The sequence below is a fragment of the Mangrovimonas sp. ST2L15 genome (assembly GCF_001280515.1).
GTDB classification, from domain to species: Bacteria; Bacteroidota; Bacteroidia; order Flavobacteriales; family Flavobacteriaceae; genus Mangrovimonas; species Mangrovimonas futianensis.
The window spans coordinates 139368-155213 of the sequence record NZ_LBIQ01000019.1; the positions used below are offsets into that span (position 1 = coordinate 139368).

5 protein-coding genes and 1 pseudogene are annotated in these 15846 nt (G+C 35.5%); 5 read left to right on the plus strand and 1 reads right to left on the minus strand.

Annotated elements, in window-relative coordinates; all coding sequences use genetic code 11:
• The first annotated feature begins 37 nt into the window (after positions 1–37).
• The 4 genes from ZA07_RS02320 (at position 38) to ZA07_RS02335 (ending at position 9718) form a co-directional block, all read left to right on the plus strand.
• Positions 38–637, plus strand: a complete 600-nt coding sequence (locus tag ZA07_RS02320) for an ACP phosphodiesterase (protein ID WP_053970119.1) — start codon at positions 38–40, stop codon at positions 635–637.
• Positions 618–2315 (plus strand): gamma-glutamyltransferase, encoded by a 1698-nt coding sequence (gene ggt / locus ZA07_RS02325; protein ID WP_053970120.1) that lies wholly within the window; start codon positions 618–620, stop codon positions 2313–2315. Before ZA07_RS02320 ends, ggt begins: the two co-directional genes overlap by 20 nt.
• A gap of 161 nt (positions 2316–2476) precedes the next feature.
• Positions 2477–6400: a hybrid sensor histidine kinase/response regulator transcription factor gene (locus tag ZA07_RS02330; protein ID WP_053970121.1), complete on the plus strand. Its 3924-nt coding sequence runs from the start codon at positions 2477–2479 to the stop codon at positions 6398–6400.
• Positions 6401–6784: 384 nt separating this feature from the next.
• Positions 6785–9718, plus strand: coding sequence for a choice-of-anchor J domain-containing protein (locus ZA07_RS02335; RefSeq protein ID WP_053970122.1), 2934 nt, complete (start codon positions 6785–6787; stop codon positions 9716–9718).
• Positions 9719–10342: 624 nt separating this feature from the next.
• Here the strand turns inward: ZA07_RS02335 and ZA07_RS02340 are convergent.
• Positions 10343–13729 carry a gliding motility-associated C-terminal domain-containing protein gene (locus tag ZA07_RS02340; protein ID WP_053970123.1) on the minus strand — a complete coding sequence of 1129 codons (3387 nt, stop codon included), beginning with the start codon at positions 13727–13729 and terminating at the stop codon, positions 10343–10345.
• A 331-nt stretch (positions 13730–14060) separates the two neighbouring features.
• On the opposite strand from ZA07_RS02340, the pseudogene ZA07_RS02345 reads away from it, so the two are divergent.
• Positions 14061–15846, plus strand: a pseudogene (locus ZA07_RS02345) (hypothetical protein); the annotation flags it as partial.

Sequence of the window (15846 nt, forward strand, 5' to 3'; positions counted from 1 at the left end):
GAAATTTTTAAACTTTAAAAATACATATATTTATTAAATGAATTACTTGGCCCACATCTATTTATCGGGAAACAATGAAATGGTTACCATTGGAAATTTTATTGCCGATAGTATTAAAGGAAAGCAATATTTAGACTACCCTAAGGAGGTTCAAATAGGTATCCTCCTCCATAGAGAAATTGACACATTTACTGATGCTCACCCGATAGTAAGACAAAGTTCCAAACGATTACATGCCAAGTACAGTCATTACAGTGGGGTAATTGTAGATATTTTATATGATCACTTTCTAGCAAAAAATTGGTCAGATTACAGCACAGTTCCTTTAAAGCAATTTACCACGAATTTTTATCAAATCATGGAAGAAAACTTTGATTGGCTCCCTGCAAATACCCAAAGAATGCTTCCCTTTATGAAAGCCGAAGATTGGCTCCTTAATTATGCGCAAATTGAAGGTATCCAAAACGTTTTAAACGGCATGAATCGCAGAACAAACTACAAATCTGGCATGCATCAAGCAATCAATGAATTGCGCCTATACTATTTTGATTTTGAAATCGAATTCACTCACTTCTTTGCCGAACTTATCAACTTTACCAAAACTAAACTTCCTGAAATTGAGAATAAGATATCTTAACACAATCCTTGCCATTTTTCTCGTAAACCTTATTTCATGCAATAAACCAAAAAATATTGTTGAAAGAGGTTTGATTACAAAAAAGGCTATGGTGGTTTCAGCTAGAAAAGAAGCCTCTAAAATAGGATCAGACATCATGAAAAAAGGCGGTAATGCCTTTGACGCCATGTTTGCCACCCATCTTGCTTTAGCAGTTGCTTACCCCTATGCAGGTAATTTGGGAGGCGGTGGTTTCCTTGTTTATAGACTAAGCAATGGCGAAGTAGGAAGTTTGGATTTTCGGGAAAAAGCTCCCATGAATGCCAGTGAAACTATGTATCTAGATGAATTTGGAGAAATCATACCTAATAAAAGTACCTTAGGAATTTATGCCGTGGGCGTACCTGGAAGTATGGCTGGACTTTTTGAAGCCCATGAAAGATTTGGTAGTATTCCAATCAAAGAACTTATCAAACCCGTTATTGAACTTGCAAGAAAAGGTGTAGTAATTACAAAACATCAAGAAGGACAATTTAAAAAATATGATAGCCTTATTTACTTGGTAAACGGCAAAAACACTTTAATATCTAAAAGCTTAGTCCAAGGCGATACCTTAAAAAATCTAGCCTTAGCCAAAACCTTGGAACGGATCGCTCGCAATGGAAAGGAAGAATTCTATCATGGTCAAACAGCTGAAATTTTGATTAATTACATTCAAAAAGAGGGAGGAATTTTAACCAGGGAAGATTTATCCAAATATGAAGCTAAATGGAGAAATCCCATAATCTTTGGCTATAAAGATTTAAAAATAATTTCCATGGCGCCTCCGGCAAGTGGTGGAATATGTTTAGCCCAAATGATGAAGATGGTAGAATCGTTTCCATTAAAGCAATATGGTCATAATTCATTAGAAGCTATACAAGTTATGACAGAAGCAGAAAGAAGAAGTTTTGCAGATAGAAGTTATTATTTAGGAGATCCAGATTTTGTAAATATCCCTACAGACTCCTTGATTGCTAGCTCCTACTTAGGAGGTAGAATGGCTTCCTTTTCATTTGACCAAGCGACTTCATCCTCAGCTATCTCTCATGGTAATATCCTTCCAAATGAAAGTGACGAAACCACCCACTACTCTATTGTTGACCCCTTTGGAAATGCTATTGCAGTTACAACCACTTTAAATGGTGCCTACGGATCTAAGGTTTATGTTGATGAACTTGGTTTTTTCCTAAACAATGAAATGGATGACTTTAGTAGCAAGCCAGGACAGCCCAACATGTTTGGTTTGATTGGAGCCGAGGCCAATAAAATTGAACCCGAAAAACGGATGCTAAGCTCAATGACCCCTACGATTGTTGAAAAGAACAAGGAACTTTATTTGACCCTAGGGACCCCAGGCGGCTCTACCATTATCACCTCTGTATTTCAAACCATTTTAAATGTTTACGAATTTGAAATGCCTATACAGCAAGCTGTTAATGCACCACGATTTCATCACCAATGGTTACCAGACGAAATTGTTATGGAACCCAATGAGTTTAGTCCTAAACTTATTAATAAACTAGAAGTAAAGGGTTATAAAACAAACCAAGTAAGAACACCGGTTATTGGAAAAGTTGATGGCATTTTAAAATTGGATAATGGCTCCTATGAAGGAGGCGCCGACTCGAGAGGTGACGACACTGCCATTGGCTTTTAATTTGATAATAAAAATAACTAAAAATTGAATAAGTGTAATTTTAAATGCTTTATTTGAATATTAATTCAATTCTAACAACAATTTAATAGTTCCCCTACGAAATAGGAGATTTTTTAATTATAATTAATTAAAACCTAAAATTATTTATTACTAATTAGCGCATGAGGTTCATCCAGTTTTTAATTTTATTTTTTATATCTACTTTACTTTGCAATGCCCAAAACATCAAACACATCTCTGTAAATGAAGGCCTTCCTCAGTCCTTTGTTTCAGATTTATTGGAAGACCATAATGGTTTTATCTGGATAAGTACCAGAAATGGATTGGCACGTTATGAAGGCCATAAACTTGAAATCTTACAACACGTTCCTGGAGAAGTTAATTCACTGGCTTCAAATATCATATCCAAACTTCAAAAAGGGGAAGGCAACACCATATGGATCCAGTATGAAACGGACGAATTAGATTTACTGGACTTAAATACGGGTAAGATAACCCATATACCGGGAGTTGAAAATTATTATCAAACAGGGAATGGCTACATAGATAAGAAAAGTAAACTATGGTACTATTATGAAAATAATGTCTATAGTCTAAACTTAAATGCTACTGATAAAGCATTAGACAAAAAAACATATACCCCCGACGAAGATAAAATAAGCAACATTTTTATTGACCGTAGTAACAACATTTGGGTTCTTGGCCTTAAGGGGATAAATAAATTTAATACGTCCCTGAATAAATTTGAGCTCATAGTCAACCCTTATGCTTCAAATTCTATAGAAAATGAGCCCGCTACAAACTTATTTGAGAGAGATAACGGGGAATTCATGTGGCTAGGTGAAGAGTATCTTAACTTTTTTGACCCTAAGAATAACTCATTTAAAAGGTTGCCATTGCCCAAACATGAAACTAAAGGATTTAAACAAATTCAAACAAATTCAAATGGGGAAGACTACATAATCATTAATAGAAATATTTATACATACGAAGATGTTAAAGGCATAACACTCTTAGGTCAGTTGCCCTTTGACGATGACAATATTAAAAAGAAACCTTTATTTTATGATTTTCTAGTGGACCAATCTGGCCTGATTTGGCTTGCGGCCAATACAGATGGTGTATATCAAGTCGATTTTAGCCTAAATTTTAAAGACTTTAGTTATGAAGATGATTTTGCAATGACTCTTTTTAAAAATCAATTTAATATTTCTCTAGAGGATTATTTTAATTTCAACACCAGTAATAAATTACTTTTACTACCTAGTTACTATCTAAGATCTGTAAAATACAACGATAAAATATGGGTTGCTTTACATAGAACTGTTGCCTACTACAAGCCAGGTGGGAACAAGCTATCCAAACTCAAGAATTTGCCAGTTCCCACCATAGATGATTTTGTACCAATAAAGGGAATAACTATTAATAGGAATGGTAATCCATTGGTTATTGATGAAAGTTGCAACATATTTAGCTATAATGATAATGAGCAGCAATGGTATTTAGAACCCTATTCAAAATTACTTAAGGCTAGTTTTAAAAATAAACTAAGCCCAAGTTCCATCCTATTAGATGATAATTACATTTGGATTACAACTGAATACAGTGGGCTAATTCGTATTGATACCAAAACAAGTAAAATATCCCAGTTTAAAGCTGAAAATACCACAAATGGTTTACCTACCAACAACTTAATTAGCATTATTTCGGACAGCAAAGAGAAAAACATATTATGGATAGCCAGTTATTATGGATTGCTGAAATTCAACAAAAATACTTTTAAAAATAAATTATTCACTATAGAAGATGGACTCCCAGATAATACCATTTATACCCTACTAGAAGACAATAAAGGATTTTTATGGCTGGGAACCAATAAAGGTCTCTGTAGATTCAATAGCAAAACTTTAAACCATAGGACTTTTTCATCGTCTCACGGATTAACAGCTCTAGAATATAATAGATATCACCAGTTCATAATGCCCAATGGAGACTTTGCTTTTGGAGGAATAAATGGAGGTACCATTTTTAATCCTTTAAGTATAAGTGATGACAAATTCAACCCCTCCGTTGTTATAACTCAAATTAAAATAAACAATGAATCATATTTAAAAGAAGGCGATAACTTTTTAATATACAGTGATTTAAAAACTTTAGACTTGCCCCATTTTAAAAACAACTTAATTATTGAGTTTTCGGCTTTAGAGTTCTCTCAGTCGGATGATATTAAATATAGATATCGATTAAAAGGATATGACGACGAATGGGTAGTTTTAAAAGGAAAAAATGAAGCTGTTTATACAAAAATACCCTTTGGTGATTATACTTTAGAAGTAAATGCAACAAATACTTCTGGGGTATGGAGTACTGATATTGAAACATTAGATATAAATATTTCTCCTGCTTGGTGGGAGACCACCTGGGCTATTTTTTTATATATCATGGCATTTTCTGCCATAATATTCCTTTTCATCAAAAGATCCATAAAGCAAAAAGTGATTAATAAAGAAATAGAACTTAAAAGAAAAGAAGCTGATCACTTTAGGGAGATTAACAATCTTAAAACAAGGTTTTTCACAAACCTAACCCATGAATTGCGTACGCCTCTATCTCTTATAATAGCCCCTGTAGAGCAACTTAAGAAAACCAAAAAGAAAAAAAATAGAAAAAGATTACTGTCTATCATTAAAAAAAACGCCAATAACCTATTAAATCTTTCCGATCAGCTATTGGACATTTCAAAAATAGAGGCTGGTGTTTTGGAAGCCAACTATTTCCCAGGCGATATGGTATTATCCATAAAGAAAAGTATAGAAGCATTTAAGGAAGAAGCCAAAGAAAAAATCATAACAATTGATTTAATTTCTCCGCTAACTGCAAATTATATTTTCTCTCCATACTTGCTTGAAAGAATTATAAACAACCTAATCTCCAATTCCATTAAATATGGTAAAAGAGGAGGCAAAATACTTTTGAGCCTATCAGAAGAAAAAGACGGCGTAATCGTAAAGATTGAAGATGACGGTATTGGAATTTCTAAAAAAGACTTACCTCATATCTTTGAAAGGTTTTATCAATCAGAAAATTCCAAGAACAACCAAAATATTGTCACTGGCAGTGGTATAGGTCTATCCTTAGTGAACGAGCTTGTACAAATGCAAAATGGCAAAATAAATGTAGAAAGTAGTATTGGAGACGACTCGGGCACCATTTTTAAAATTTATTTACCTTATAAGAAAGTTGAGTCCCTAGCTAAGCTTCCGAAAGTAAAAAATGAAGAGCTAGTTAGTGCAACATTAATTAAAGATGATGAATCTCCTACCATTCTATTGGTAGAAGATAATGAAGAAATGCTAGATTTCCTATCCATTAGTTTAAAACCCCACTATAATATTATTAAGTCAGATAATGCTATAAAAGGACTAAAATTAGCCAATGAAATCATTCCAGATATCATAATAAGTGATGTTATGATGTCCAAAATGGATGGTCTCGAGCTTTGTAAACAAGTCAAAGAAAATATGGTAACAAACCACATTCCAGTTATCCTATTAACAGCCAAAACCGATTTAAAGAGCAGATTAGAAGGATTAACTCTTGGAGCTGATGATTATGTATCAAAACCATTTAATGTTTCAGAATTACTACTTAGGATTAAAAATAGACTTGAATTACAAAAGAGTCAACGAGAGACTATCTTTGAAGAACTCAAACTATTACCTAATTACAGTGAAGAAAAAAACAATAAGGAAAAGAGTGATCCTTTCTTATTACAAGTAGAACAGATACTTGAAAACAATTTAAGTAATGAACAATTTGGCGTGAACGATTTAGCTTCAAGTTTGAACATGAGCAGAACCAGTCTTCATAGAAAAATTAAAGCTTTAACAAATATGACAACAGGCAAGATTATACAAGTCTATAAATTAAAAAGAGCCTCTACGCTCTTAAAAGAAAATTACAATATCGCCGAAGTGTCATACAAGACTGGCTTTGGAAGTCCTTCATACTTCTCAAAGTGTTTTAAAGAAACCTATGGTTTGACGCCTACAGAGTATTTAGAGAACAAGGGTTTAAAACAATAGATCGCAAGTTCCTAAAAATATAAAATAACCTATTAAACTATAAGAATTTACTTTCCTAAAATACAACAACCAAAGCCTGCCTATTAATAAATAATGAGAAGAAAAAATCAGCCACTACTCATTTGTGATCGATCGTCCTGAAAACATTTTGATAAAAAATAAAGCCTTTTCCATATATCCATTGGCAATAATCAGATAATTATATTATGATCATTTAATTATCTTTTCTTATTATCTTATTGTTAAAAAAATGCACATTATCAGGTGTTTCAAAGAAAATGAAACAAAAATGATACTATTTGAAACACATCTTATAGTGCTCCTCTTCAACAAAAAATATATTAGTCACGTTAATTTTAACTCTATTTTTTAAACTAAAATTTTATGAGAAAAAACTACTTTAGGGTGGCTAAGAGATTTGCTTCTGCTGCTTTTCTAACAACTGTTTTTGGTTTGGCAACATTTGCCTCCAAAAATCCCTCACCTAAAAAATCAGAGATGAGTCCAATCATGGATCCTGCTGATTTTGTCACCTTCACGATTACAGGTCTTAATGCCGATGTTATTGCTAACGGTGTTGGAGCTGCGGTTGATGTTACTACAAATGATGTAGATGGCGCTAATTATTGTTTCCTAGAAATAGGCTATGAAGTAAATGCAGGAGATGGAGGTACGACTTATGGTCTTCCTGTTGGAGGCCTTATTTCTAGCCCTAACACAACCGATTTATCTTTTCAACTAGCCAGTTACGACGAAGACAACTCTTTACGTATTCCCGCTTCTGGAGATGTAGATTCTTCAATTACTTTCGCCGAAACGGGAAGTTACGAAACCATCTATTTTGCAGCAACCTCAGGTAGTGGCCCTTCAACTTTTAGTGGTACTATCGATTTTCAGGATGGAACCACTCAAGCCTTTTCAGGTTTAAGTGTTTCTGATTGGTATGGAGGAAGCAATTATATCATTAATGGAATAGGTCGTGTTAATATGACTGACAATGGTTTGTCTAATGGTGGTGGAACGAATCCAAGAATATATGAACTTTCTGTTGATATAGACCCAGCCAATCAAGCAAAAACCGTTACTGGATTAACCGTAACCAATGTTACACCAAATGGTGGTTCAGCTAATATCACTTTAAACATTTTTGCTGTTTCAGGGAAATTAGCTGCAGATTGCCCTACGCCATCAAACCTTGCTTTAGGAACTGTAGGCGCGTATGATGCTGAAATTTCTTGGACTCCTTACGATGTTAATGACACTTTTGAAGTTGCCGTTGTTTTGGATGGTGCAGGTGAGCCAGTTACTGGTGATGACACTACCGATCAATCAACTTATACTTTTACAGATTTAACACCTGAAACAGCTTACGATGCTTATATTAGAACTGTTTGCCAAACAACAGGATATAGCTACTGGGTGGGACCATTAAGCTTTACAACCACTATTGCATGTCCAGCACCTACCAACTTAAGTGCTGCTGCAACTTCAACAACAGAAGGTTCTGCGTCCTGGGATATGGGAACAGCTTCTGCTTGGGAAGTAGCCTATGTTTTAAACGGAGATCCAGCACCAACTTCTGGAGAACCAACAGACACCAATTCCTTTGATTTTTCAAGTTTAGATCCTGCAACCACTTACACCGTATATGTAAGAGCTAATTGTGGTGTAGACGGGTTTAGTTCCTGGACAACCACTAACTTTACAACTTGGTGCGATGCCCTTCCTGGAATTGACGAAGGTTTTGAAGGGGATGGTATTCCTGACTGTTGGACCATTATTAATGGTGGTGATAATAATACATGGGTACAATATGACTATAGTACATATGCCCATACCGGAACCAAATCCATGAGAATTCAATACACTTGGAATGCAGCACATAATGATTATTTAATTACACCTGCATTTACTGTGACAGAACATGTTTCTGATATGATAAGCTTCTGGTCTAGAAATTACAGTTCCTCATATATAGATGAATTTGATGTATTAGTATCAACCACAGGAAATTCAGAATCTGATTTTACAGAGGTTTTAGCAACCAATGTTGGGCCTGGAACAACTTACACAGAGTATAACTATGATTTATCCGCTTATGTAGGAGAAACAATCTATTTTGCTATCAAAGCCATTTCTACAAATGAATGGTATTTATATGTTGATGATGTTTTGACATATGGAACTCCATATTGTGATGCGCCTTCAGATTTGGATGCAGTCGTTACCCCTAACTCAGCTACTTTGAGTTGGTCTGGTCCTTCTGAGGATGGATATGAAATTGCTGTTCAAGCAACGGGATCTGGAGAACCATCATCGGGAATGGTTGTTTCTGAGGCTTCTTATGAAGAATCCTTGACCTATGGCGAAATTAAAGAGTATTACGTCAGAACGATATGTACTGGTGGTGGTTATAGCCCTTGGTCTGGACCATTTACATTTGGAAGCTATACGACTCTTGAAACTTCAGGATATACAGATGATGTTATTGCTAACGGTGTTGGTGCATCAGCTTCTTCGACAACAAATGATATTGATGGTGGAGATTATGCATATTTTTCAAAAGATTTTGATCCAACTGGCTCTAACTTAGTTTCGGTAGGATTACCTTTAAATGGTGTTTTGAATAGCCCAAATACCTCTGGTTTGAGTTTTGAACTTCAATCATATGGAGACAACAATTCTTTAAGAATGCCAACTGCCAGTGAAGGTGGTACTTTAACCGTTACCAATGCCTATCCAGCTGAGACCTTATATTTAAGCGTCGTTTCTGGAGGTGGTTCAGGTAGCATGTCTGGAACTATCCACTTTAATGATGGGTCTACACAAGCCATCCCGACTACTGCAGTATCAGATTGGTACAATGGAGGTAACTATGTGATTGCTGGAATTGGACGTGTAAATACTACAAGTGATAACGTTGAGACCCCAAGTAACAATCCAAGAATTTACGAAATGGCTATTGCTCTAGAGGAAGGCAATTATACAAAGACTATAACCTCAATTGATTTTCAGAAAGAAACAGGAGGCGTAATTAACGTGTTTGCTGCAAGTATTAAGTTCTCTGAAGAAGCAGGATTATCTGTGAACGAACAAACTTTGGTAAATGTGACTATGTATCCAAACCCTGTTAAGGATCAATTGTTTGTTAAAGGTATGAATGTACAATCAGTTGATGTCTTTACCGTTCTTGGACAAAAAGTTGCCGTTGATTTCAATGAAAACACGATCTATGCAAGCAACCTTTCTCAAGGTGTTTATTTTGTAACAGTTAATTCTACAGAGGGTTCTAAAACATTTAGAATTATCAAGCAATAAGAAAAATTACCCTTTTAATAGCCCTTTACTTTTTAAATTTGAAAATCCCTGGCATCGACGTGTCAGGGATTTTTTTTCAACACTCGATTCGGTCATTAAATTATAAACTAAACTTAGGCCCTAGCTCTAAAAAAAGTATCTAGGGCAATTACTTCCCAAAAACCAATTCACAGGATAAAAACATTAAACAAAAATCTTTTTAAACCACAGAATAGTTCCAAAGTGCATAGCTATAGCTGTCTACATACCATATTTTAACTTGAGTTCAACAGAAAACATTAATATAGTTGTTCCTTAAATGAAGTAAATTGTACCATTGTCCCCTTGAGCAATATCGAGAACAAAATGTATTTTGTTTGAAGATAGTTTACAAAGTAAGCCGAAAGGTCTGAAAATCGTTCTATTTTATTAGGTTTCACTGCGCTCAACCAGATAGCTATTTACAATTAATCCCATTCAGTTCTTTATAAAAAACAATTAAATCGAACTCACTTTATTTTAACTTAATTACTTGCCCACTATATCTTAAAAACCACATGAAACTTCTCTAAATCAAACCATTAGAAACAAAAAAAAAGACCATTATAAAATGGTCTTTCTAAAATATTCAGTATCGTTTGACTATTAGTAAGTCATGTATACCCAGCCTGTCAGAGATTCTCTTTGGTCTGCGAAATTTAAAACATAGAAATAGGTTCCTACTGGCAACGTTTTAGAGCTACCCTTTTCTTGACCATGCCATTGGTTGGTATAATTGACTTCAGAAAATACTTCAGTTCCATATCTATTGAAAATTTTAATATCACTTACATTCAATCCGGTAAGATCAAACGAATCATTAAAACCATCACTATTAGGTGTAATAACTTCTGGTATGGTACAGAACGTACTTTCAACAGTAAAAGCACCTGTATATTCGCAACCATTTACTGAAACTGCAGTTACTTCATATACACCAGAATCTACAATCTCAATAATATCTCCACTATCAGAAAATGAATTTGGACCTGTCCATGTAATAGCCATATCATTTACATCCAAATCATTTAAACTCTCCACGCTCAAATAATAAGAAAGTCCGTCGCATGCTCCAGAAATTTCTAGGGCGACTCCTTCATAGATAGAAAATTCTACTTCATAAGAATCCTCGCAGCCTAAAACATCGGCTGGTAAATTATAGGTTACCATATACATTCCAGGACTACTATTAGTCACATCAATTATTCCTGTGGATGCATCCAAGGCCAAACCTGTTTGAGCCGTAAAAGTTCCTCCGGTAGTAAAGCCATCTCCCAAAACAGGGCTTACCGTTGTTACATCAAAGCAAATACCCGCAAACTCATAACTAAACTCAACAACTGGAGCAACTATGGAAATCGATATACTATAAGAAGCACCGCAACCAAGGACTGATTCGTCCAAAGTATAAGTCACTACATAGTCTCCAATTGCACTGTTTTCAGAATTAATTTCTCCCGTAGCCGCATTAAGATCCAATCCAGCTATATCTGCTGAAAATATACCACCTTCACTAAAACCATCGGCCAAAATTGGAGCCACCAAACCAACATCACCACAAATGGGGTCTTGATCATAAGAGAATTCTGCAACCGGATTTACTATGGAAATGGACGTACTATAGGTATTATCACAATCCCCAGCTTGGCTCGGGTCAATGGTATATGTTATTTCATAAGATCCTGGAATACTGTTTTGAACATCAATAGTTCCAGTAGAAGAATCAATCGATAAACCTTCTGCAGACGAAAATACCCCTCCAGTCTCAAAACCATCTGTTAAAATTGGAGAAACAAAATCTTGATCAAAACAAATCGTATCAAATTCAAATGAAAACTCTAAAACGGGTGCTGTGAAAACAACTTCCAATATATCTGAACAATATAGGGTTTCCCATTCAAAGTAATAAGTTCCAGGAGCCGAAAAACCAGAAATGACAGTTTCATTAGAGGATGGATCTGCTATCACGGTTTCCGATGGATTTCCTTCCAAAATAGTCCATGATCCAATTCCTGCAGCAGATACTGTAATTTCCTCTTCATCACATGCCATATTAAGCGGATTATCAGTTAAAATTCCATTATTGGCTGTAAAACTGATAGCATCCAAAAAGTTACCAACACTATTATCTCCTGTAGCCGTTGAAACCGCCTGAAATATAAATCGGGTCACTGGTTGCCCATTTGGAACAACATAACTACCTGTATTATAACTCCATGTAGAATTCCCCGTACTTACTTGTTGAACACTTATATATGGACCTCCCGGAGGTCCTGCCAATAACTCACAGGTATCAACACCACTTCGTCCTCTATGAGCAAAACCATAATTAAAGGTAGTTGTAACCGGTGTATCAAAATCTTGGTAAACACCTCCCTCTAAATTCGCATTCAATTCAATAAACTGATCACCTGAATAGGATGGGACATCTTGAAAATTTGGCACTGGCCACACTTCGATAAAGCCATCAGCAGCTGTAGTACTCCAACCCAATACCGCATCCTGATCGATAAGTGGAGGGAAAATACCATTCACGACTGGATATGAAAAGTCACTATTTACTGTATTTATCAAACAATCTACACTGGAACCATCCTCATTGGGTTCTGGTGTTTTGACACAAATATCAAAACCTAAATCAATATCTCCCGCTGTATAGATATACAATATCTTTAAAAAATAGGTACTGCCAGGAGTTAGTCCATAGGCAGTAATACTATTATTTGTACTGCAATACATTTGATTCAATGCATCACATTCAGTTCCTTCATAAAGGGTTAAAATAACCGTGGAAACATATTGGTCTGATTGATAATCAAAATTTACCAAATCAATGATATGGGTATTTTCCACAGCAGTAAATTGATACCAAATATCACCACTATTAGCCGTCGCACAATCACTTGCTTGAGAAGATTCCGTAGCACCCGTAAAATCAGCTGAAACTACTGAAACACAATCCTCATCAGGATTTACTGGAATATCCAAAGCTCCAGAACATTCATCATTTCCTACTGGAGTAAGAAATGAAAATGGACCAATCCAAGGCCCTTCATCACCTTCTCCACAGTTACTGCGTATCCAAAAATAATACGTAGTAACGGGATTAAAACCATCTAAATCTATTGAAGTATCTGTAGTATTTCCAGTTGGTTCTGTTACATCGATAGGAGCTGTATTCGAATCACTAAAATAATAATCATAAGATGTGGGCTCAACAACCGGAACTTCCCAAGAGGCTATAGCTCCTTCCAAAGAAATAGAAGAAAATGTCACAGCCTCTGGTGACGGACAGGTACTTAACAGATTAGCCGATACAGCAAAAGCATTAAAAACTCCTGTTGTTGATATTTTAGAAAATTGCACACTTTCAATAAGTTTTGTTTGATCTTCAGGTGCGATTTCAACATCAATTCTGTAAATTCTAGGATTATTGAAAGGTGTTTCAATGTTGTTGTTATTCCTATTTACTCTACCTACACCTTGCAAAGCAATCGGCAAGGTATTACTGTTATACCAATCTGGCGCTGTGTGTATGGATGACGCACTGGTTCCGTCCGTAAAGTTGACTTGTAAAAATATGGTGGATGCACCACTTCCAGATGTAACCAGTACATAGAGGTCAGTTGCGGAAACTTGATTAGAAAACACTAAAGTTTCTGTTTGGTCCAAATTTTCAAGTCTTAACGAATTATTAGATGAGTAATCCCCTAATTGAAATGTGAGACCAGATATATTACTGCTAGAAATCAATCCATTTACAGGCAATGCTGTAGCAGGGGCACTGACACCTGATGGATTAACAAAATCGGTTGACATATAGGCGTAATTGGCATTATCAACTCCAATAGATGTTAACGTCATGGCATCACCTGAACCATTTGCTATAACATCATCATTATATCCCGAAGCAACACTTAAAACCTCATAGTCTTGTGCTGATAAACGAGTTATAATCAATATTAAAAATAGAAGAAGTAATTTTTGTTTCATTGTTAATTATTTAATCAAAATTATTAAAATGTAAAGTTACATCTTTTCATTATTACAATAATAAAAAAACAGATGTGTAACTAAAGAAATATCAATTCGTTAATTTAAGTTAAGTATTTTAACTTTTTATCAAAAATCCTCTATATGTAGTACTAATTAACTACATACGGTTTTTTTTGATTATTTTAGACGCCCAAATTACACCCTAATGATTAAAAAAATAGCTCTTTCAATATTAGTTTGGATAACAATTCTTTCTACTGCATTCAGCTACTCTAAAGTTACTATAAAAATTGTTAACGAGAACCCTATAATATCTTTTATCCATAATATGGATAAAAATAAAACTTGGTCTAAAAAAGGACCATTTATTAAAATTTCCTCGAAAGAGCTTAAACTTTTTAATGAACACTTAAAAAATGTTTCTGAGTATGTAAATAAAGATTTAATTGTTACTCTTTACAACATTAAAGGAGAAGTTCTTTTTAAAAATTCTAATTTTTCTGAAAAATCAATTGATTTATCTTCTAAAGAAATTTACTGGTTAAATATTGACCTGCAAAATTCAGATTTTTACTTCTCAAAAAATATAAATAATAGTAGCCTCCTAGATGCCGAAGATTGTATTGTAACTACTGAAAATGCCGATTTTGAACAACCATCTATTACAGGTACTTATCCAACTTTTTTAAACCAAACATATGTCCCTGGATGGAGTACCACGGCATCAGATGGTCAAATAGAAATGTGGAACGATCCCAACTATCAAAGTATTCCTGCCTATTCAGGTGACCAATTTGTTGAACTAAATGCCAATGTAGTCTCCGGATTATATCAAGACTATGACTCTCCAACGGGCACTATTTTTAATTATGGATTTGCCCATAGAGGAAGAATGGGTACAGATACCTGCCAACTTATGGCTGGTCCTCCTGGAGGCCCCTATATTAATGTTGGGCCTCCTGTATCTACCGGAACTACTGCTTGGAGTTATAACACTGGATCATATACGGTGCCTGCGGGTCAACCAACCACCAGATTTATATTCCAATCGGTTAGTAGTGTCGGTGGCGCCAGTGTTGGTAATTTTCTAGATGCCATTAGTTTCACGGCGAATCTTGGAATATTAACTGAGGGCCCCATTAACGTTTATTGTGATCAGGAAGCTATTATTGAAAGTATTGGTGGCGGTACTTGGATTGAAGATGCCAGCAATCCTGCTTCTACAAATATTAGTGATGTCAATGGAAATTACATTACTGTTTCAGGATTTACAGAACCAGGAGAATATATCTATGAATGGTCTTCTGTTTACTGTACTTCTTCCATTTCAATTATATATAGCGAAGATGATGTAGAAGAACCAGTTACTGAAGATGTATTTTATTGCCAAGGAAGTACTGCTGAATCCTTAGAAATAACACCAATTGAAGACCATACTATTCATTGGTTTGAAGATGCTGATGGTACGTTACCACTTTCAGACACACCAACCATAGACACAAATATTGTTGGAGAAATAACCTATTATGTATCTCAAGAAAATAGTAATGGTTGTATGAGTGATTTGGTACCTTTAACGGTCACCATTTACACAGCTCCCATCATTAACCCTGTTGAAGACATGATTCAATGTGATGACGAAAGCAATGACGGTGTAGCCGATTTTGATTTGGAATCACAAACCTCTAATATCCTTGGAGCCCAAAATCCTTCTGATTTTCTTGTTACTTATTACACGAGTTTTGAGAATGCTGATACTGAAACTGGAAACTTAACAAGTCCATATACAGTTACATCATCCCCGCAACCTATATGGGTGCGTATCGAGCCCACCGACCCAAATTCAGAATGTATTAGCATAAGCCCCGACCCAGTATTCAATTTGATCATCGAGCCATTTGCCGATACGAGTTTTACGGTAGACCCTACCTGTGACGGAGCGGTGGTGACCCTTACGGGCGAACCCGGCGGGACCTTCAGTTTTGGCGATCCCCAGCCACCGGTTGCGGTGATTGACCCAACCACGGGAGAAGTGACCGGAGCCTCCCCATCCGAGGAGATCACCATCATATACGCCCTAGACAACGAATGTAGCGCTTCCTCTGAAGTGACCT